This is a genomic window from Coleofasciculus sp. (assembly GCF_046565525.1).
Classification (GTDB): Bacteria; Cyanobacteriota; Cyanobacteriia; order Cyanobacteriales; family Coleofasciculaceae; genus Coleofasciculus.
This window is the reverse complement of the sequence record NZ_JBKHUP010000077.1, coordinates 17,536-40,897: the sequence shown is the minus strand read 5'-3', so window position 1 is coordinate 40,897 and position 23,362 is coordinate 17,536. Positions and strand designations below refer to the sequence as shown.

General features: G+C 45.6%; 11 protein-coding genes and 1 pseudogene. 7 read left to right on the top strand and 5 right to left on the bottom strand.

Annotation, left to right across the window (positions count from 1 at the left end; all coding sequences use genetic code 11):
• From ACLGGO_RS24535 to ACLGGO_RS24515, 5 genes are all read right to left on the bottom strand, one after another.
• Positions 1–1,416: filamentous hemagglutinin N-terminal domain-containing protein (locus tag ACLGGO_RS24535; RefSeq protein ID WP_446421255.1), on the bottom strand; the 1,416-nt coding region annotated here is incomplete at its 3' end.
• Positions 1,417–1,892: 476 nt separating this feature from the next.
• Positions 1,893–2,762 (bottom strand): DUF928 domain-containing protein, encoded by an 870-nt coding sequence (locus tag ACLGGO_RS24530; protein WP_446421254.1) that lies wholly within the window; start codon positions 2,760–2,762, stop codon positions 1,893–1,895.
• An 800-nt stretch (positions 2,763–3,562) separates the two neighbouring features.
• Entirely contained in the window at positions 3,563–6,328 is a 2,766-nt protein-coding gene (locus ACLGGO_RS24525) for a CHAT domain-containing protein (protein WP_446421253.1), read from the bottom strand.
• A 204-nt stretch (positions 6,329–6,532) separates the two neighbouring features.
• Entirely contained in the window at positions 6,533–9,919 is a 3,387-nt protein-coding gene (gene treS / locus ACLGGO_RS24520; protein WP_446334242.1) for a maltose alpha-D-glucosyltransferase, read from the bottom strand.
• Positions 9,920–10,033: 114 nt separating this feature from the next.
• Positions 10,034–11,995 carry an alpha-1,4-glucan--maltose-1-phosphate maltosyltransferase gene (locus ACLGGO_RS24515; RefSeq protein WP_446421252.1) on the bottom strand — a complete coding sequence of 654 codons (1,962 nt, stop codon included), beginning with the start codon at positions 11,993–11,995 and terminating at the stop codon, positions 10,034–10,036.
• Between the two features lie 343 nt (positions 11,996–12,338).
• Here ACLGGO_RS24515 and ACLGGO_RS24510 point away from each other — a divergent pair.
• The 7 genes and pseudogenes from ACLGGO_RS24510 to ACLGGO_RS24480 form a co-directional block, all read left to right on the top strand.
• Positions 12,339–12,437: pseudogene (locus ACLGGO_RS24510) on the top strand (alpha-amylase family glycosyl hydrolase); the annotation flags it as partial.
• A 792-nt stretch (positions 12,438–13,229) separates the two neighbouring features.
• The gene (locus tag ACLGGO_RS24505; RefSeq protein ID WP_446421251.1) at positions 13,230–13,397 is read left to right on the top strand and encodes a hypothetical protein; all 168 of its coding nucleotides are present in this window, start codon (positions 13,230–13,232) and stop codon (positions 13,395–13,397) included.
• Positions 13,398–13,543: 146 nt separating this feature from the next.
• The gene (locus ACLGGO_RS24500) at positions 13,544–14,905 is read left to right on the top strand and encodes a sedoheptulose 7-phosphate cyclase (protein WP_446334237.1); all 1,362 of its coding nucleotides are present in this window, start codon (positions 13,544–13,546) and stop codon (positions 14,903–14,905) included.
• Between the two features lie 76 nt (positions 14,906–14,981).
• Positions 14,982–15,809 carry an O-methyltransferase gene (locus ACLGGO_RS24495; protein ID WP_446421250.1) on the top strand — a complete coding sequence of 276 codons (828 nt, stop codon included), beginning with the start codon at positions 14,982–14,984 and terminating at the stop codon, positions 15,807–15,809.
• A 149-nt stretch (positions 15,810–15,958) separates the two neighbouring features.
• On the top strand, positions 15,959–17,305 hold the full coding sequence (locus tag ACLGGO_RS24490) for an ATP-grasp domain-containing protein (RefSeq protein WP_446421249.1): 1,347 nt from the start codon (positions 15,959–15,961) through the stop codon (positions 17,303–17,305).
• A gap of 170 nt (positions 17,306–17,475) precedes the next feature.
• A complete protein-coding gene (locus tag ACLGGO_RS24485) occupies positions 17,476–18,876 on the top strand; it encodes a sodium/proline symporter (RefSeq protein WP_446421248.1) in 1,401 nt (466 codons plus the stop codon).
• Between the two features lie 221 nt (positions 18,877–19,097).
• The gene (locus tag ACLGGO_RS24480) at positions 19,098–23,147 is read left to right on the top strand and encodes an amino acid adenylation domain-containing protein (protein WP_446421247.1); all 4,050 of its coding nucleotides are present in this window, start codon (positions 19,098–19,100) and stop codon (positions 23,145–23,147) included.
• Positions 23,148–23,362 lie beyond the last annotated feature (215 nt).

The window sequence follows — 23,362 nt, the reverse complement described above, 5'->3', positions numbered from 1 at the left end:
TCCAAAGGTAGAGGCAGAAATCCTAGCACCATTAGTTAAAGTTAAAGAGCCAGTCTCAATTACTACCCCCTGAGAATTACCCTTGGCTCCTGATTCTACTTGACTAAAAACATCACCATCATCGAATAAAATTTTATCGCTTGCCCGAATCACCACCTGACCCGCATCTCCTTCTCCAAAGGTAGAGGCAGAAATCCTAGCACCATTAGTTAAAGTTAAAGAGCCAGTCTCAATTACTACCCCCTGAGAATCACCTTTGGCTCCTGATTCCACTTGACTAAAAACATTACTATCATCGAATAAAATTTTATTGGTTGCCCGAATTATAACCTGACCTTTATTTCCTTCTCCAAAGGTAGAAGAACTAATTTGAGCATCATTTTTTAGGAAAATTGAAGAAGCTGCGATACTAATATTTCCACCTCTTCCTCTGGCTCCAGCTTTGACATCATTACGAATCATCCCTTCTTCTAATGCTACTGTTCCAGTTGCATCAATAGTAATATTGCCAGCTTGAGCATCTGCAAAACCTAAACCTGAACCTATTCCAGCCAAAATTTGGCTCTCGACAATTGACAAATTATTAGGATAAATAACAACATTTCCTTGATCAGCTCCCCTTACAGAAATATTGCTGTCGAAAATTGAAATATCTGTCCGTGCAAATTCCGCTGGAAAATTCAACCCCAAACTACCACTATCAGTGACTAATTCCACTTTTCCCGATGCGCCGACTCCCGCTAACTCTACTCTGCCACCCAAGGCTTCTAAAGTTGCTCCATCAATTAATAGTTTGCCTGTTGCGGTAACATCCGGTGCTATATTTCCGGCCACAATTAACAAACTTTCACCTGACGGCACAGATAGAGAACCTCTTACCTCAATTGAATGTGTTCCTTGATTTGCCAGTTGATTAAATAAAAATGCATCTGGATTAACAGTGAGTAAGGGTAAAGCTTCTGGATCAGCGGCACTAAAAACACCTTGATTGCCAAAACCAATTGCATTGGCTGTGGACGCGGCAAAGGAACCGCCAACATTCAACCGCGCATTCTCTTCAAAAATAATCCCATTGGGATTGATTAAAAATAGATTTGCTGTTCCATTCGCCCGAATTAACCCATCAATATCTGAACTCTTAGAACCCGTCACCCGCCCAAAGATATTCTCAATCTGTAAAGCATTATTGAAAAATGCCTCACCCCCTGTCTGTACGGAAAATGCCTCAAAACTATGGAATAGGTTTACCCCTCGCACTGTTCCTCCCTCAATTAGGCAAACTGGACATCCCGTCACCTGAGAATTTACTGGGAGTGTATTATCGGGGACAACTTGAGCCGATACTGTAGTGATATTTGCCCAAAAGCCAAGAACAACGCTGCCAATCCAAAAGGGGTTTATCCAGTTTTTCATCATCCTTTTCCTTTATAGCTTTCGTTTTCCATTGCGGGCAAGAAAACCTTTGGTGAACTGTGCATCCTAACCTAACAACTTGTAGGGGCGACCCGCTTGCATAAATTAATAATGTAGCTACTCAATTTGCTCGGTTCGCCCTTTCCTGGCGTGGCAAAGCTCAACTTGTGGAATAAATCGTATCGGATTTCATGAATGCACATCGGTATTTTGGAGGGCGCACGTCAGTCATTGGTGTCAACTTAATATGAGAACTTTTCCCTGTAAGACTTTGAATTTCGTCACCTTAGTCTTAACCCCCCTTAATCCCCCCTTGGTAAGGGGGGAAATGTTCCCTCCCCTTGATAAGGGGAGGGTTAGGGTGGGGTAGAATCAAGGGATTGCTTGGGTTTCCGCTTAAGTTTACACGGATGCACGTCGGTGCGCCCCTACAGGGCTAATTCATAAAATTAGCAGCGCCACACCACTCGATTGCCATGTTACTCCTTGGCATTATTTTCACTAACCTGTATATCTTCAAAACTTGATATCAAGGGTGCATGAGTAATGTCTTCCAACTGAGCATATTGCAACAAATTTTCCCACGCCGATACCACCTCTGAATTATTCGGTTGAGTTTGGCGAAGTGCAGCCAGATTGACCACCGCATCCTGCCAAATTCCAGCCTGAGCATACACCGCCACTTGCTCCAAATCTGTCACTGGCTCAAATGAACGGGTTAAGATTGAATCCGGTGAGACGCGGCGGATTAATCCCTCTACAAAAGGATCATTGGGATCACCGACTTGGCAAGTCATTGACACTAACCATTTATAATCTTTATCGACTGCTAAAGGCGGCGCAGTCTCAGATAAACTAATACTATAAATTCCTGGAGTTTCTGTTAAGTTAAGCTGAGCCGTCTCACCTATTTGCTGACCATCCTCATCTTCTATTCTCAGTTCTAAGACTTGAGCAGACGTTGGCGGAACATAAACCAGAAATGTCGGTTTTTCTGATACTGTTAACTGGAAATTCACCCCAACCGGGGATCGCTCCGACTCTTTTAATGGTTGGGCATCCAAAACAGAGGGGACAAGCACCGTCAGGGATTGAGATGCAGTGACTGTATCTTCCGCCACACTTTGCTCCCGCGAACATTGTCCATCATTTCGCCTTCCTCCACCTGTGGTGATTTCTGGTGCGGGTTGACTGGGGTTCGGCTTAAAAATTACCTGTTTTGACTTAACATTAGAGGACGTTTGGGTTTGTGCCTGTGCCGCGATGAAGACACCTGGAATTATCCCGAGTTCTAATAACACTGAGGCTGAGAGAACCAGAAGATATTGAGGGAGTTTTGTGCAAACCATAATCATCTCTTAATCACAATTAATTAATGAACTGAGGTCGTAGATTGAGCCTGTTTTTAGGTTGAATGGTTATCGCGTCAGCACCGTATTATCTATTCGACTGACTATATTTTTCTCTGATCAATAGAGTTAATCCGAACGAATCGTTAAATTGATGCATTCCCTGAAGGGTAAATTCATCCTGGGTAAAGGAGATAAACCATTCTCCCTATCCATTTCAGCTAAAACCCTTGAAAGACAATAATTCCAGCTACCCGCTGGAAACTTAGGCTAAGTCGCTCTACTCATAGAAAACTAAGGTCAAGCCTTCCTAGCGAACATCATTGGAACTAGCTTTTACCTTAAGTTGATACGAATAAGTAATTATGCACCCTTCCATATCCGATCAAGCACCATCAAATTACTTTATCCGATTCCTTATCTTATCTAGGTAATACCCTAACTGTTGGTAATATCATAAAAGTTTACTATTTTCTGCTTCTTCGTTCTGTATCGTTTTGTATCATCCTGTTTGCTGTTGTATCGAATTATACGCTATTTTTTAGGTTATCTTGCTTAGAGCCTGTCGGGTAAGCTGTTTGGCATTTAAACCTTAATGTCAATAATGACGAAATCCCTGTAATGCGAGCATCTTGCTCGCTACCCATTCCCAATTTAAATGTGTGACAGTTTATGTTAGCCAAGTGTAACAAATCTACTAATATGGTGCGTTATGGTGCATTTGTTCTGGATTGTTGGTTGGGTTAACACCCAGAAACTCAACAGAATATAGGGCTAAGGTTCTCTTACTACAAACTTATTTAAAGCCAATTTCCCAGTAAGACAAAGGGTGCCCAATAGTAAGGATGTCTGAATCTCGACTCCTGCAATAACGCCAACTGAGCCTGACGCAACGCTTCCGCTTTGGTGACATTGGCTTGTGCCAATACCTGATAAAATTTCACCATCAACGTAGCCGTAGACTGGTCATCCACTGACCATAACGTCGCCAACGTACTCCGCGCCCCCGATCGCACCGCCACTCCTGCTATCCCCAACGCCGCCCGTTTGTCACCTGCGGCGGTTTGACAAGCACTCAATACCAGCAATTCAATGGGTTGACGTTCCCTCTCCTCCCGCACCTGAAGAACTTCAGCCAATTGTTTCACACTGACGCGATCGTCCCACGCCAAAATAAAGGTATCTTCAGCATTAGAACTAAACTGACCATGAGTGGCTAAATGAACCACCGGAAATGACACCGCACTAATCTCTTGTTGCAACGCAGCGCTGGTAAAGTGCTGATTTAGTAGCACCTGCGCCGGAATCTCCGCCTGAATCTGCTGTATCTCCGACTCCACACCGGGTAACGGGGGAAAATTCTGTTTGGCTTCACTCAATCCCCCAACTAACACCTTGATGGGGGTGCGGGTTAAGGGTTGGGGTTTCAGGATTTGCAAACTTGGAGTCAGGGCTACACTATAGTTCTCAATTAGATATTGTTGACCATCATATAATGCTGCCATCGGTATACTCTTGAGTGAACCATCTAAGGCAAACACCAAGGTTTTAATCTCAGAAGCGGCTAAATCAGCCTCAATGGGTTGCACCAACCAATTATATAATTGTTTAAACAGGGGTAATCGTTCGCGATCGCTCGCCACACGTCTGAGATAACGGCGGGTTTGATTTAATACGTCTTCCACTTCCGCCTCAGATAAGGGAGTCGCATAATGTCGTAGTGGTTGGTTGGCGATCGAAACAATTACCTCCAATCGATCCGGTAAAATAATCGGATAAATAACCGCCGCATTCGCATCAACTTGGTCAACAGGTTCCGGTTGAGCCGTCAAACAAGCCTCACGAAAGAAGTTATCTAATTCAGCCAACTGTAAGGATTCAATCACCTCACGGGCTTGAACTAAATTCTCCTGGCTAACCGCTTTATTCCCCGGTTGCAATAGTAAACTAACAAGTTGGCGATAAATCGGTTCTACACTCTCTCGAAATGAAAACTGTAATTCTAAATTTGTCGCTACTAAATCATTCCGCAGGGAATTGAGAGAATGAATCGCTTCTTGATAAGCAGCAACGGCACTAGGATAAGCTGAATCATCGGCAATTCCTCGGTCTATTTGGGCTTTCAGGAGTCGTCCTAACTGCCATTGCCACAAATAAGCAATATCGGGAGAATTAACCGATTGAGCTAATAGTAACGCCTGCTCGGTTAGCGTTTTCGCTTCAGACGATTGTTGAATATACTCGTAAATCTGACCCAAATAACCCAAGGTGTAGGATTCAGCCCGTTGATCGCCTAATTCCTTTGCTTGCTGTATTCCGATGGTCAGAATTTGAGCCGCCGTTTGTGGGTTCAGGGCGGGTTTAGTGACGTTAGCGGTTTTCCCAAAAAAGTTATTAGTCAAACCCCCCCCTAGAATGGGGAATGGGGCGGGTTTAGTGACGTTAGCGGTTTCCTGCGGAAGGTTAGAAGTAAAACCCGCCCCTACAACCACTGATTCATGACGCCATAGTTTCAGCAGACTTTGGCTGAAATTAATTCGGGCATAAATGCTGCTACGATTTGTCGGTAAATTAGCAAATTGGGACTGTATTTTCTGGGCTAGTGCTTTTGCTTCTGCCCAGTTTTCTAGTTCTATAAATAGACGCAGTTGATTTAACTGCGCCTGTAGGGTTGTGGTGGGTGAAACAGAAGACGCGATCGCGTTTTGGTAAAACTCAATCGCCGCCTTTAATTTTCCCTGACTGTAAGCCGTATTCCCCAAACTTAAAAACGCCGCCGTTATCCCTGAGGATAAGTCTAAATTTTGGGCAATAGCTAAACTTTTCTGTAATACTGTCTCCGATTCGTCCAAGTCACCCACTAAGCGCAAAGTATCGCCAAAACTCAACAATCCCGCCGCCTTAATCGCCGAATCCGGCTGATTTTGCAACCGTTGGTTCACCTGTTCTAATGTCGCCCTAACTCGCGGATAAAACCCTAGAATTCGCAAGGCTTGCGCCTGATTCATCAAGCTACGCACCACGCCAATTTGATCCTCCACCTGCTGATAGGTTTCTGTCGCCTCCTCCCACGTCTTCAGCGCCTGTTCCGGTTGTCCCTGTGCCAGTTGCAGCTTCCCCTGGGTATTCAGCGCCTGTGCCAAAATCGTCGTGCGATCGCGACTCGCCTTTTCGGTTTGTAACCGTTGTAAACTATTCCCAATTGCCTGATTCGCTAGCGTCCATTGTCCCAATTGCTGATAGGCGAGCGCCAGATTGCTCATTACCATGGCTTGATTCAGGGAATCTCCTTGAGTAGCAAAGGTATCCGCTGCTTGTTTCCAAGCGGTTACAGCAGCGGCAAATTCGCCCGACTGGTATTTTTGTAAACCCCCTTGCACCAATTCAGCCGAATTGGAGGTAGAAACCTGAACCGCTGAAGTATTGGGAATAGCTGCATTCACCTCATGAATTCCCATTCCTCTGGGAAAATCTCTCCACGCCAACACCACCGTCAAAACAGCAGTTAAACCAACTAAGCTTAGATACTTTAGGAATTGCCTGAATCTTTTTCCTTTAGCACTCATCAATTGTCGTGGAGATAGGGAAGGTTATCATTTCTAGTTCACCCCTATATGACTAAACCCGCCCCGACTAAGTGCCAGAATTACGGGGGTTTTTTAAGAAAAGGGCGACCCAACCCCATTAAATGGACTGGTGTTGTTAATTATACCAAGCCGGTCGCCCCTACAGGTGGTTCATTATACCCCCCACACCCGAAACCCGAAACCCTACCTCGCTGGCGGCGTCGGGAAACTCATTTGTTCTCCTGTCACTTGCACCGACTCCAGCAACTGGAGAATACGCTGTAAAGGAATGTCTACCCACTTCGGTCGATTGTTGAGTTCATACCCTAACTCATAAATCGACTTCTCAAACAGATAAGCATCCAACAGCACTTGCAACTCCTGAGTTGTTTGCGGGATAAATGAATGTCCCGCACCTGTAGACAGATAGGTTTTCAGGAACGTATCACTGACCCAGGAATACCAGAAACTCGACCATTGTTCCATCACCGAAAGATTATCCGGTCGGATCATGCCACTCTCAATTTCATTCCGCAAGCCGAGAGTAATCGCATAGTGGAACGATTGTAGCATCCCTGCCACATCCCGCAGGGGCGATCGCTTCATCCGTCGTTCACTCAAAGGACGTGCCGGTTCTCCCTCAAAGTCAATGATGATTAAGTCTTTCCCGGTATATAAAACTTGTCCCAGATGGAAATCACCATGACAGCGGGTACGCATCGACGTAATCGGCTGATTGATTAAGGCTTTAAAGCGTCCTAAAATCTGATCTTGGCGGTTGAGAATGGTTTGGGCTAAGGGTTGAATTTCCGCCGGTAATACGTCGATCCGTTTTTTCAGCAGCAGTAAAACCTGACCCGTCAGGTTCCGCATATACTGATACACCGACCGTTGATAGAACGACGTAAATGGTTCCGGGGCAAAGTTAGGATTCTCCATATCCGAGGACAACGCAATATGCAGTTGAGCCGTTCGCTTTGCCAACAGTTGCGTCGTATCCAAATAAGAAACAATCAGATTGTAGCCAAAGGGCGGATCAGTTCGATCGAGAGACTCCACCGCCGAGGGTAAGAAGAGTTCCGTCTCCTGCAAATCTGATCCGGGCAATACCATCACTTGTTCAAAGTAACCGCGCAGGGAATCTAAGGTATAAGACCAAGCATCGGTGGTATTGGGAACAAACTCTTGCAAGACGCCGATGGTTATCGTGTCTGAGTTAGCAGCGCGATACTCCAGCGCCCCCGCCACGGAAACAAAATGTTCGGTGACTTTTTTATCGGTGAGGAAACGCCCAATTTCTAAGTCTGGGTTAATCCCTTCCTCAACCTTGCGGAACAGCTTTAAAATAAAGCGATCACCGTAGACCATTGAGGTATTACTTTGTTCGCCTCGAAGCAGATGCGGCTCAAGGTGAGTCGCCTCTTGCATCAGTTCAGACAGGGCGTCTGTTGCCGTAGCTACCAATGTACCTGCCTTTCCTTTATACCGATGCTGATGACGAATGGCATCTAAGGGGAAGGCTAAAAAGTCAGGTTCAGCTACCGCGTCAAATAATAAGCCAACGTCTTCATTTCCCTCAACCTGAATATAGGCGATAACCTGATGGGGCTGAATGTTCGACCCATCACCACCCAGTTCAGTCCCTGGCGCGTAAGCCAAGGGCAGAATGTAGGTTTCTGGGGTGCCCTCAGTGTAATCTAATTTGAGGAAAAGTAACTCCGCCTCGGTTTCTTTATAAGAGACAGTAATCACTTCCACAATCTCTGCCGATTGCACCGTCCTCGCTTTACCACCAAACCAGCGACAACCATAGAGGTAAGTGGGCAAAATCGACTCCAAGGTTGTCTTTAAAATCGGTTGAGAAAACACCGTTTGCCATTTACCACTCACCCTGAGTGTCGGGGGTTGAATGTGGGAACTGGGGACTTCGGCGAGAGTGTCTTGCAACTGGAGGGTAAACCAGTAGAAGCCATGAGGACTGAGGCTGAGGAAATAGGGTGAAGAACCAATCGCTGGGAATTGGGTACGTCCAAATATCTCCACGGGCACCATTCCTTGGAATCCTGAGAGATCCAATTCCACAGTTTGCACAAATCGTGACAAGTTGGCAACCACTAAAATATGTTCCCCAGCATAGGTTCGGGTAAATGCCAAAACCTTACGGTTCTCCGGATGGAGAAACTCAAAAGTCCCTCGCCCAAAAGCTTGGAAACGCTGGCGGGTGGCAATTAACCGCTTCATCCACCACCACAGGGAATTGGGATTCCCCTGCTGGGCTTCTACATTAATCGCTTCGTAATGGTATTCTGGGTCAACAATCGGCGGGGCATAGAGTTTTTGCGGATTCGTGCGCGAGAAGCCTGCATTGCGGTCAGCACTCCATTGCATCGGTGTGCGTACCCCGTTGCGATCGCCCAGATAAATATTATCGCCCATACCAATCTCATCGCCGTAGTACAAGACGGGCGTACCGGGGAGAGACAGCAGCAACCCATTCATCAATTGAATTTGGTCGCGATTATTCCCCATCAGCGGCGCGAGGCGGCGACGAATCCCTAAATTGAGCCGTGCCTGCGGGTCTTCTGCATACACTTTATACATGTAGTCTCGGTCTTCATCGCTGACCATTTCCAGGGTCAGTTCGTCGTGATTCCGCAGAAACAATGCCCACTGACAGTTATTGGGAATTTGCGGCGTCTGATTGAGAATATCAATGATGGGGAAATTATCCTCCATCTTTAATGACATGAACAGGCGCGGCATGAGGGGAAAATGGAAATTCATGTGGCATTCATCCCCCTGCCCATAATACTCCGCTGCATCTTCGGGCCACTGATTCGCTTCAGCCAAAAGCATCCGATTGGGGAACTTGGCATCAACATGGGTGCGTAACTGTTTCAAGAATGCATGGGTGGCGGGTAAATTTTCACAGTTTGTGTCTTCTTGTTCATACAGATATGGTACGGCGTCCATCCGCAGTCCATCCACCCCCATGGCTAGCCATAAATCCACAACCTCTAAAATGGCTTTAGCCACTTCCGGATTTTCGTAATTGAGGTCAGGTTGATGGGAGTAGAAGCGATGCCAGTAATAGGATTTCGCCACCGGGTCCCACGCCCAGTTAGAATGTTCAAAGTCCTGGAAAATAATCCGGGCATCTTTATATTTTTCCGGACTATCACTCCAAACATAAAAATCCCGTTCACTACTGCCTTTCGGGGCTTTGCGAGCGCGTTGAAACCAGGGGTGTTGGTCGGAGGTATGGTTGACAATTAACTCAATAATGACCCGAATTCCCCGTTGATGCGCTGCATCTAACAGTTCTTTGAGATCTTCGATTGTGCCGTAAATAGGATTGATTTTTTTATATTCGGCAATATCGTAGCCATCGTCTTTCAGGGGAGAGGGGAAAAAGGGTAATGTCCAAATCGCTGTGACCCCTAAATCTCGTAAATAATCCAGCTTTGATGTTAAGCCGCGCAAATCACCTATGCCATCGCCATTGCTATCGGCAAAGGCACGAATCGGCACTTCATAGATGATGGCATCTTTAAACCATAAGGGGTCATCTTTCAAAATCGAATTAAGCATTTTTTCGTTGGTAGTTTTCCCTAGTTGTTGATTTGTCATTTGTCACTCGTCATTGGTCATTTGTCATTCGGGAAGACCCTTACATTGCTCCCTCTGTTCCCTGTTCCCTACTGCCTATTGCCTCACCCAGAAAACATGTGCCGGAATAGCTTGGGGATTAAGTTCTACATAGTTATGTCCGCCAAACCAGGTATAGTGGGTATCACTGAGTAGGTCATGGAGATGGTATTCCCGATAGGGGTCAATTCCTAAGGATTCTAAGGGCAAATCAATGAAGCCCGCTTGCATCCATTGAGGGTCAAAACTGACCATCATTAGCATCACATCCTTGAAATCGTCGGTCTGTTTGCTGTAACAGATAATCTGGTTATTATCGGTGTGATGAAACCGCAAACTCTTATTACTTTGCAGTGCGGGGTGTTCCCGACGGGCGCGATTGACTCGGGCAATCAAGTGTTTGATGCTGTAGGGACTATCTAAATCCCATTCCCGAATCTGATATTTCTCTGAGTTTAAGTACTCTTCACTACCGGGTTTCGGCGCCCGATTTTCGCACACTTCAAACGCTGGTCCATAAATCCCGTAGTTTGCCGCTAAGGTTGCCGCTAGCACTAAGCGAATAATACAGGCAGGGCGTCCCCCATGCTGAATAAACTCATGCAAAATATCGGGGGTATTGGGCCAAAAGTTAGGGCGAAAGATGTCATAGGCAGGGGTTTGGGTGAGTTCGGTGAGATATTGGGTCATTTCCCACTTACTATTACGCCAAGTGAAATAGGTGTAGGATTGGGTAAATCCTAGCTTGGCGAGGCGATACATCACCTTAGGACGAGTAAAGGATTCTGAGAGGAAAATTAAATCGGGATGAGTTTGTCTCAAATCCGCAATCACCCATTCCCAAAAGTCAAAGGCTTTGGTATGGGGGTTATCGACTCGAAAAATCCGCACGCCTTTTTCAATCCAGAATTGGATCACACTCCGCAGTTCTTCCCACAGGTTTTGCCAGTCTGCGGTTTCAAAGTCAATTGGGTAAATGTCCTGATATTTTTTCGGCGGATTCTCGGCGTATTGAATGGTTCCATCAGGGCGGCTACGGAACCACTGGGGATTTTCTTTGACGTAGGGGTGATCTGGAGAACATTGGAAGGCGATGTCTAGGGCAATTTCCAGTCCATGTTCGGCGGCTTGGGCGACAAATTCCTCAAAGTCAGCCATGGTGCCCAATTGGGGATGAACCGCCTTGTGTCCGCCTTCAGCTGCACCAATACCCCAGGGTACGCCCACATCATCAGATTCAGCAACAGTGGTGTTATTTTTGCCTTTGCGGAATGCCTTGCCAATGGGGTGAATGGGGGGTAAGTACAGGACATCGAACCCCATGCTGGCAATATAGGGTAAGCGGGCTTGGGCGTCTTTGAATGTGCCATGTTTGCCCGGTTCCCCGCAGGAACGGGGAAATATTTCGTACCAGGTGCTAAACCGAGCGCGTTCTCGGTCTACAATAATTTTGAGTTGTTTGTGGTAGGTGCTGGCAAATTTGCGATCGGGGTATTTTGCCATCAGTTGCGCCAGTTCCGGAGAAATGGCTTTATCACCTAAAATCGGTGTAGCGATATCTTGCGATCGCAGCGTCGCTACCCAGGTTTTTAACTGTGCCGCATCATCCCCACTGGCACGTTTAACCGCGTCTTCAACCAAGTTTGCCCCAATCAGTAAGTCAACCGACAGATCCTGTTCGGCTGCCAATTTCTTGGTCATGTCCCGTTGCCAGGATTTAAAGTGGTCAGCCCAACCCATAATGGTATAGACATAATCGCCTATCTCTGATACAGTGAATTCTCCCTGCCAGCGATCGTTAATCGTTGGTGACAGGGGAACCTCAAACCAGGTTTGGGACTTTTGGGGACGGTACAAAATGACACCAGAAACGGCATCATGACTGTCACAGAACATATCCACTTCGACATAGACTCGTTCCCCAACTGTCCGCTTGATGGCAAAACGACCCCCGTCAATTTCGGGCCGTACACCCTCTATTTGTACTCGTCTCCGACCTTCCTCTGGCAATGGCAGCATGAATCTAATGTCCTTTAGCTTTGGCTTCTAAAACAGTCGCAGGTGCCCCTTGTGTCATACCGCTTTATCCTTCAGCCCTTACTACTGTTCCTCTGGCTCTCGCTAGGGGACTGAAGTTGGTGTAACTACCTCAATGTAAAGCGTTTCGATAAACCTGTCCGACTGCTACCTTAGTTAACTTGACGAATTAATGTCAAGATTTTTATGCGAAATGTTAATAAATAAGGATATACTCAAAAGGTTTACGGCTAGTAGCGTATAGTAAACTCTCAAGTATTTCATCTGACTAAAGAGAGAAACCTCTTGATCGAACCCTGATATGACTACCCAGGATTGGTGGCGTCACATTGCATCCCTGGGGGTTGACGCGGTTTGGATTTCCCCGTTTTTCCCGTCACCGATGAAAGACGGCGGTTATGATATTTCTGACTACTGTGCGATCGCGCTTCACCATTCACGCCAGGGTCAATCATTTTTAGCCGTTTTCCTGTTAATTAATTTCCCATTCTAGGCATCATCAGTATTTTTACTTATTGACAAATAGGACTTCATTTATTTTTTTTACTCCATGCTTAATAAGCTTTTTCTATACATAATTAAAAACCTATAAATTTATTAAATGTACGAAAGAAGAAGAAACGTAAAGCGTTAAACTAACAAACGTGCATTAAATTTTGTAATGAGGGCAACCTCCCTTACCTGCCGACAATTGTTTCTGGTCAGAGATAATTTCCTTTAGCCAAACTGTTTGGTCTAAATGGGCAGATTGATTATCAGTGAATTCATCATTAAGACACTCATGATTGATGAAAAATTTCGAGCAGCAATAAGGATGGATATTACCACCAAACCGCTGAACCCGGATCAGCAAATTAATCACGGGTGTAACTTAAAATTGAAGCCTGCCGACCAAACAGACTATTGGTTGGCAACAACAGCGCCAGTGAGGTGTAAGATAGGCTTCAAGCCAAGTTTGTCTACGTAAGACCCTTTGAAAAAATCAGTTTGTTCACCGTTTTGCCAACGGTCTATGAAGAACATTATTTAACCAAAAACCTGCTGATTGAAGACTAGATAAGCTTGTCAGGATTATCTGCCAAGCCAGTCAAGTGATTGATTATTTATTCTCATCACTTGGCGTCAACGCTTTCGGGTTAGTTATTTAGGAGTTAGTTTTCTGTCCTTTTTTCCAACGTCAATCCCATTGGAAAAATATAAATCAGGATAAACCCTGATGTCTACCTTGGTTGAACGGAATCCAATCAGCCAGGACTCCTGGTTTTTGGGTCAAAGAGAAGAGATAACTAGAATGCCGCTCTCATTAAGTGGTTGTAGTCAGCCATGCGATCGCGTCTGGCATTCAAAGGCTGACAACGAACCTATTTTAAGTCACTGCGATTAGGCTTCTCTAGTATTACTTGCCAAATTTTGCCACAGTGTTTCCCCCGGAATCGGGTTAATTTTCGCTGCCAATAATTTCAAAAATGGACAACACCCTGTCACATCAAACGTGACTGAATCATTAAGTACAGGAAAAACCAAACGACAATGACTCTGCAAACAACCCTTCCTCAAACCGAACTGACGGAAACCCTTCAGGACGATTTAATCGACTCATTCCCAACTAGAGAAGCCCAAAATATTGGGGTAAAACATGGAGCCAAGTATCGCACCTCGGAATGGTACACTGGGTCTGGAGAAATCGTTCCGGGGAATGATACTCGCTCCTTTGAAGTCACTGCAACCTTTACCCTAAAAGCGCAAGTTAAGTTAATTGAGGGCGTCTTCGACCCATCTAACCCAACCTTGGCTGAAATCTATAATAGTCGAGGTCGCTGTGTTGCCATTATCGACCAAACGGTAGATAGTTTGTATGGGGAATCGGTGCGTAAGTATTTTGACACCCACGAAATCCCCCTCCAGATGAATGTCTGTCGCGCCTGGGAAGCCGATAAAACCCCGGAAACGGTGCATCGCCTGCTGGAATTTCTCGGAAAAGACGGCTGTGATGTTTCCCGCAATGAACCCGTATTAGTGATTGGTGGGGGTGTTCTCAGTGATGTGGCGGGATTAGCCTGTGCCTTACAACATCGCCGCACGCCTTATATTATGGTGGGTACGACTGTAGTCGCGGCAATTGATGCAGGTCCTAGTCCCCGTACCTGTACCAATGGCAAACAATTTAAGAATAGTATTGGGGCTTATCATCCGCCCGTGCTAACCTTGGTAGACCGCACCTTTTTCCGCACCCTCGCCACGGGTCATATCCGGAATGGCATGGCGGAAATTATTAAAATGGCGGTGACGGATGATCCGGTTCTGTTTGAACTGCTCGAAGACTATGGTCCGCGCTTAGTTGAAACTCACTTCGCTACCTTAGGAAACGATGAGGAGTTAGCCAAAATTGCTGATGAGGTGATTTATCGGGCATTGTTCTCTTATATGAAACATGAGGGAACCAATATGTTCGAGACGTATCAGGATCGCCCTCATGCTTATGGTCACACCTGGAGTCCCCGTTATGAACCCGCCGCCAAGTTAATGCATGGTCATGCGGTAGCGGTAGGAATGGCGTTCGGCGCTAGTTTAGCGACGAAATTAGGCTGGCTGCAACCCACAGAACGCGATCGCATTATCGCACTGATTCGCTCTCTGGGGTTGAGTGTCTATCATCCTATCCTCGAAGACATTAATCTGATGATTGCGGGTCAGAAAAATATGCGGTGTAAGCGGGGAGATGGGGGTCTGTGGGCACCTCTACCCTGTGGTATCGGTGCTTGTGATTATGCACAAGAGGTACCCCCGGATTTACTGGAAGCGGCGGTATGGGAGCATAAAACCGTCTGTGCAACGTTACCTGATGCTGGTGCTGGCGTAGAAATGTATCTCAATGATTTGGGTTTGGAATAATTCTATCCCCTCAACATCTGTAGAGACGTTGCATGCAACGTCTCTACATATTGCCACATTATTCAGGAAACAAATCATGCAAACTATAACAAAAGACGCGACAAAGCGAGCGGTTACTCCCCTAGGGATTCTGGTGGAACACCTTGAGCAAACCCTGGAATTAGTAGACGCAGCACAACATCCGCAACTGGCGAGTTCTCTACAAAAAGCGTACCAACTCGCCGCTAAACTGGAACCCTACCTGAATCAAAATACCACTCCCGATTCTCCCACCTTAACCGCCTTAGTTGAGAAAACCTGCACCGAAGACTGGAGTAAACTATTCTCCGATGGCGAGACAGTGCGCCAGTTAGAACAGGAGATGTTATCCGGACATATTGAAGGACAAACCCTAAAGATGTTTGTCAAGATGACTGGGGCGAAACGTGTCCTGGAAGTGGGTATGTTCACTGGCTATTCCGCCTTAGCCATGGCTGAGGCGTTACCCGATGATGGATCAGTCATTGCTTGTGAGGTGGATGAATATGTGGCTAGTTTTGCCCAAACCTGTTTCCAAGCCTCACCTCATGGTCGCAAAATTACCGTAAAAGTTGCCCCCGCCTTGGAGACACTGCGTCAATTAGCGGAAGCGGGAGAGTCGTTTGACTTGGTATTTATTGATGCGGATAAGAAGGAGTATGTGGAGTATTATCAGATGCTCCTGGATACCCAGTTATTAGCGCCAAATGGGTTAATTTGTGTGGATAATACCTTACTTCAAGGACAGGTTTATTTAGCACCCGAAGAACGGACACCCAATGGAGACGCCATCGCCAAATTTAATCAGGTGGTTACGGATGATCCTAGGGTGGAACAGGTTGTATTACCGTTGCGTGACGGTTTGACCCTAATCCGGCGGGTTTAAACCCTAACAATCTGTAGGGGCGGGGTTCACAACTATCCTTTCTTACCCCACCAAAATGTAACTAAACCCGCCCCGACTCAACCCTTAATTTCCAGATTAAATAGCGCCATCGGTTTGGTCACCAAACCCCTACTATTGACAAATGACAAATGACAACATCACGTATTCTCGCCGTACTGCAAAACCTGGGAACACTAACATTACTCGCGATCGCGTTTCCATTCAATTTAACCGTTGTCGTCGTGGCGCTGTTGTGGGATAGTCTCACCCGCCCCTTCCAGAAACCCAAAATAGCTAACCCCAATCCGAAAACTATTATGCTCACCGGGGGGAAAATGACCAAAGCGCTGCAACTGGCGCGGTCTTTCTCCGCCGATGGACATCGGGTTATTTTAGTGGAAAGTCATAAATATTGGTTAGTGGGACATCGATTTTCGCGGGCGGTTGATCGCTTTTATACGGTTCCCGCCCCCAACAAAGATCCCGATGGCTACATTCAAGCCTTACTCGCGATCGCGAAACAAGAAAATGTGGATGTTTATGTTCCCGTCTGTAGTCCCGTCGCCAGTTATTATGACTCTCTAGCCAAGCCTGTTTTATCGGGGTGTTGTGAAGTGTTCCACTTTGATCCAGATGTTACCCAACTGCTGGATGATAAGTTTGCTTTTGCCCAAAAAGCACGAGAATTTGGGTTATCGGTGCCGAAATCATTTAAAATTACTGACCCGCAACAGGTGATTAATTTTGACTTTTCTCAGGAAACACGCAAGTATATCCTGAAAAGCATTCCCTACGACTCTGTGCGGCGTTTAAACTTAACTAAACTTCCCTGTGAAACTCCAGCAGAAACTGCCGCATTTGTCAATAGTTTGCCCATCAGTGAAGAGAAACCCTGGATTATGCAGGAGTTTATTCCGGGAACGGAATACTGTACCCATAGTACAGTGCGGAATGGGGAATTACGACTACACTGCTGCTGTGAATCTTCGGCGTTTCAAGTGAATTATGAAAACCTTGATCAGCCGGATATTTTGCAGTGGGTGAGTCGCTTTGTCCAGGGATTGAATCTGACGGGACAAGCCTCCTTTGATTTTATCAAGGCAGAGGATGGGACGGTTTACGCGATCGAGTGTAATCCGCGCACTCATTCGGCTATTACCATGTTTTATAACCATCCCGGAGTGGCGGAAGCGTATTTGGGTGACACGCCTTTCCCTGAACCTTTGCAGCCATTGCCGGAAAGTAAGCCAACCTATTGGTTATATCACGAAGTTTGGCGGTTGAATGAGATTCGCTCGTTTGGGGATATACGGCGCTGGTTTAAGACAGTTTTTGGCGGCAAAGATGCCATTTTTCAGGTGGATGACCCCCTCCCATTTTTGATGGTACACTATTGGCAAATTCCTTTATTATTGCTGGATAATCTGCGCCGGATGCAGGGCTGGATCAGGATTGATTTTAATATTGGTAAGTTGGTGGAATTGGGGGGAGATTGAGAGAAATGAGATGGGGGCGGGCGCGAGTCACATCTGTTGTATGGAATTCTCTCTCGGCTAGAAAATAGTTTTAAGTTTGTCGTGACTATATTTTTTGTACAAAACTAGAAACCGATATTACACCTTTTAATATTGAGGAGTTGAACTCATAATTTGTTAATAATTCAGTAATGATTGCAGTAACCTTTATCCTATTTCTTTTGTTATTTACCGGAGTCGGTATTTACTCGGCAACCCAAAAGCAAAATACGACAACTGATTACCTCCTTGCCAGCCGCAATGTTAATCCCTGGCTAACTGCCCTTTCCGCGATGGCGACGGGTCAAAGTGGTTTACTATTTATCGGTCAGGTTGGCTTTGCTTATACGATTGGATTATCGGCGATTTGGTTAACCATTGGCTGGATGATCGGAGATTATATTGCTTGGTGGTTTGTGTTTAAACGATTAAGACAGGTTTCTGAAGAAATTTCTGCCGATACCGTGTCTTCTTTCCTGGGTCAAGAAACTAAAGGAATTCGCTGGATTACCACAATTTCGGCTTTAATTACCATCGCGTTTCTGGGTTCTTATGCGGCGGCGCAATTAGTTGCAGGAGGTAAGGCACTTCATGCGGTGTTTAATTGGAATTATTCCCTCGGTGTGATTGTTGGTGCTATTGTCGTGGTGATTTACTGTTTTTCAGGGGGGATTCGGGCTTCAATTTGGACAGATGCGGTGCAAGCCACGATTATGATTGGTTCCCTACTGCTGCTATTGGTGGTAGCGATCGCCAATTGTGGCGGATTGACCGGATTCTGGACACAGCTTGACGCTATTGATCCAGAATTGGTCAGTTTAAGTCCAAGGGATCTGGAGTGGGGATTTTTGCCCTTTTTAATTGGCTGGATTGCCGCCGGATTTGGTGTCGTGGGTCAACCTCATATTTTAGTTCGGGCAATGGCAATTAATTCGGCGAATAAGATTTGGTTTTCCCTGAATATTAAAGTGATTTGTGCGTTTTTAACCTCGCCTTCAGCGATGGCTGTGGGGATGGCGGCGCGGGTGCTTTTGCCCGATCTGTTAACCAATGGTGATCCAGAATTAGCACTGCCTTATTTAGCCCTGGAATTATTGCCCCCTATTTTAGTTGGACTGATGCTAGCGGGACTCTTTGCGGCGACAATATCGACAGCGGATTCCCAAATTTTGTCCTGTTCAGCCGCGTTAACTCAAGACCTGTTTCCGGGATTGGCGCACTCGTATAATTATGCCAAGTTGGGAACCTTAGCGGTGACGGTAATTATCTTGATTATTGCCTTAGCCGGAGATGATAATGTCTTTGCCTTGATTACATTTTCCTGGTCAGTTCTAGCCTCTAGTTTGGGACCACTGCTGATAGTACGGGTTTGGCAAAAATCGGTAACCACGCCAGTCGCGATCGCGATGATGTTAGGGGGGATTGCGGCGGCGTTGTTCTGGAAGTTGGGACTGAATTTATCCGGTGTGGTTTACGAGGTGCTTCCGGGTATGGCGGCGGGGGGTCTCATCTACTTAGTATCTCAAGTTTTTCTCGCCCATAAAACCGCTTAAAAATGTCTGATTTTAACGCCATCTGCAAAAATCAACGCCAGACTTTTTTTATAGAAGGGGGGAGTTAAAAGCCTTCTCTCTCTTACCCCCCTTTCAAAGGGGGGGCAAGGGGGGATGGATAGAGGTTATACCCATCTCAGGAAAAGTCAAATAAATGTTAAACAAAATACAGTGAAATAATCCCTTATTTATTCCTTGTTCCTTTTAGTTAATCGAGAAAAATGACTCAATTACTCAGCAAAAGCCAATCCTTTCCCCTGTCCCCCATTCAACAGACTCATTGGTTTCTGTATCAGTTAGCTTCCCAGGGACTTCATGATAAACGATCCATCGGCTTGCGGATTCAATCTCCGGTCGATCTAGACGCCATAGTCAGGGCGTTTCAACGATTAATTGATCGTCATCCCAGCTTACGGAGTAACTTCCGCGATCGCGACGGTCAATTGAGTCAGGAAATCAGCGATACAGCGAAGGTCGATTTCTGCGCGATCGATGTCTCTAACCAAAGTTGGCAGGATTTGAATACAACCCTGGTACGGATGGCAACTGTTCCCTTTAACTTAGAACAGAGTTCAGGGTTACGGGTTAGGCTATTGAGTCGTTCCCAAACCGACCATATTTTGTTAATAACAGTTCATAAAATAGCCAGTGACGCAGAGTCTTTAGTTATATTAACTGATGAATTTATAACTCTTTATACTCACCCCAATACCGAATTGCCGCCGCTGCATCAGTCTGAGAACAACTGGACGCAGCTAACAACCAATTGCTTAAATAGTTCCCAATCCGAACAACTTAAAACCTATTGGCACAACAAATTAGCCGGAGAGTTACCTGTATTAGACTTACCAGGACGTGCGACTCGTCCCCCATTACGCACCTATAAAGGTTCCGCTTGCCAATTGAAACTTGATCAGAACATAACCCAAAATCTCAACCAACTAGCACAGCAATCAAAGGTTTCTCTGGATACGCTTCTTCTCACGGCATTTAAAGTATTGCTTTACCGCTATACCGGAGAATCTGATATTTTAGTCGGCATGCCGAATAGTCCCCGAACTCAACCGGAATTTGCCAGAATCATTGGTGATTTAAGTAACATAACAGTTACCAGAGATGAAATTTCGGGCAATCAAATCTTCGCTGAAGTTCTCCAACAAGTGCATCAGACAGCGACTGAAATGAAGGATTATCAAGACTATCCCTTTCCCCGATTAGTCAAAGAATTAGCGTCCGCCTCGAACTTGAGTCATTCCCCGATTTGCCAAGCCTCATTTACGTTTCAGAATTGGCAGTCATTGTCGTCAACAATTTCTCAATTACTTGAGACAAGGGGCAATAATCAGCTAACTCAATGCGGTACACTAAAACTTAGCTACTTTCAACTCCCTCAGCACAGCGTCGAATTTGACATCAGCCTAGAAATTATTGAATTAACTGATTCCTTGCTGATTTCTCTTCAATACAGCAGCGATTTATTCGACGCTGATACAATATCCCAGATTATCCAGCATTACCAGAATTTACTGACCGCAATTATCACCACTCCCAACCAACCCGTGGGTCAATTACCGGTGCTGAGTGACACTGAACGACAGCACATTTTACAGGATTGGAATGCCACCAAAACCGATTATGATTTATCTCGCTGTCTGCACCACTTCATTGAAGCCCAAGTCGAGAAAACTCCTGATGCTATTGCTGTCATCTTTGAATCGGAACAATTAACCTATCGAGAGTTAAACACTCGTGCCAATCAACTCGCCCATTACCTGCAAAAATTAGGCGTAAAACCCGAATCTTTAGTCGGTATTTGTGTCGAACGTTCCCTAGAAATGGTTGTGGGACTCTTGGCAATTCTCAAAGCTGGAGGGGCTTATGTTCCCATTGATCCGAGTTATCCAGTTGACCGTATTGCCTACATGCTGGCAGATTCCCAAGTTCCGGTATTACTCACTCAAGAACCCTTAGTTCCGCACTTACCTAAATCCACCGCCCAAATAATCTGTTTAGATACCCAATGGGAAGATATTGCCGCAGAAAATAACCACAATCCTGATAGCACGATTCAACCAGAAAACCTAGCTTACGTTATTTACACCTCCGGTTCAACAGGTAAACCCAAAGGGGCGATGAACACCCATCAGGGAATTTGTAACCGTTTGCTATGGATGCAACAAACCTATCAACTGACACCCGAAGATTCTGTCCTCCAAAAAACTCCCTTTAGTTTCGATGTTTCCGTCTGGGAATTCTTCTGGACATTGATGACAGGGGCTTGTTTAGTTGTGGCTAAACCGGGGGGACATCAAGATAGTCTATATTTGGTTAATCTAATCACCCAGCAGCAGATTACCACACTGCACTTTGTCCCCTCAATGCTGCAACTTTTCTTAGAAGAACCCAAAGTCAACGGTTGTCAATCCCTGAAGCGAGTGATTTGCAGTGGCGAAGCCTTACCCTTTGACCTGCAAGAGCGGTTCTTTTCTGGGTTAGACTGTGAACTCCACAATTTATATGGTCCCACCGAAGCCGCTATTGATGTCACCTATTGGCAATGTCAACGAGACAGTAATTCAAGCATCGTTCCCATAGGACATCCGGTGGCAAATACCCAAATTTATATCCTTGATCCCTATTTACACCCGGTTCCCATTGGCGTTCCCGGTGAAATTCATATTGGCGGCGTACAAGTCGCCAGAGGATATCTGAATCGTCCCGAATTAACCCAAGAAAAATTCATTCCCAACCCTTTTCAAAACTCATTCAAACCCGCCCCGAAAAACCAGGTTCCCTATTCACCTAGCATTGGGTCAAAACTCTATAAAACGGGGGATTTAGCCCGCTATCGCCCCGATGGAACAATTGAATACCTACGTCGCATTGACCATCAAGTCAAAATTCGTGGCTTCCGTATCGAACTCGGAGAAATTGAAAATGCCTTGACCGAACATCCGCAAATACGGGAAGCCGTCGTCATTGCCAGAAACGAGAAATCGGGGGGGAAACAGTTAGTCGCGTATTTAGTATCAACTCAGGAAAAACCCACTCCCCGTACCTTACGTAGCTTCCTCAAAGAAACCCTACCCGATTACATGATTCCTGCTGCGTTTGTCAGCTTAGACTCTTTACCGCTAACGCCAAATGGTAAGGTCAATCGTCGCGCCTTTCCTGCACCTGACCCCGCCAGTTTTGGTGGAGAAACGACATTTATCGCCCCTCGAAATTATCAGGAACAACAATTAGCCAAAATTTGGTCAGACTTACTGGACATCGACCAAATCGGCATCAATGACAACTTCTTTGAACATGGTGGTCATTCCCTATTAGCCCTGAAATTAATGGGAAAAATTCAGCAACAGTTTGGTCAAACATTACCATTAACCACTCTGTTTATGAGTCCCACGATTGCCGAATTAGCTAATGTTATCAGCCGTTCCGAGGTTCAGTCCTATTCTCCAATCGTACCCATTCAGACTCAGGGAACCAAACCCCCATTTTTCTGTGTCCATCCTGCTGGCGGAAATGTACTATGTTATCTGAAGTTATCGGATTATCTAGGTACAGACCAACCCTTTTATGGTTTACAATCCCAAGGGTTTAATCAGGGGGAAGAGGCATTAACTCGGGTTGAAGATATGGCACATCTCTATGTCAAAGCCATCCGAGAGGTGCAACCCGAAGGACCCTATCAAATTGGTGGTTGGTCTTTTGGTGGAGTGGTGGCTTATGAGGTTGCCCAGCAGTTACAGAAACAGGGTCAAGAGGTTAGTCGGCTGGCTATTTTAGACTCTTGGGTACCGATTATACTGGATCAAGGGAAAAAGATTGATGATCATTACTTAGTGGGGGTTTGTTCCCGTGTGTTTGGGGGTATGTTTGGTCAAGATAATTTAGTTTCCCCCGATGAATTAAAAGGATTAACAGTTCCCGAACAAATCGACTACATTCTCGCTAAAGCGCAACAGGTTGGAGTTTTTCCCACTGAAGGCAATCAGGAACAAAATCGGCGAATTTTGGATGTATTGGTGGGAACACTAAAAGCCACCTATGCCTATAAACGTCAGCCCTATCCCAGAAAAGTTACCGTTTTCCGGGCGCAGGAGAAGCATTTACACGCCCCTGATCCTCAATTAGTTTGGGTGGAATTGTTTGCTATTTTAGATGCGAAAGAGATTGACGTGATTCCAGTTCCAGGACATCACTATTCGTTTATTTTGGAACCTCATGTGCGCGTTTTGGCAGAGCGTCTTGCTGCTTTCTTGACCTAATCGCTCCTTACTCAGGATTGACAAGACGTAACTTATAAGTCTGACTTAAGATCAATGTTACTTCTCAAAATTTTATATAGCTTAGAAGTATAGCCAGTTTAAAAAAATTGGACAAAAACAAATTTTAGTGGGCAAGTATTTAATCCCAATTTTCGTTCAAGATTCATTTAGACTGATTAGTCATCAAGACTCAAAAAGTTAAATATTCCATTTTG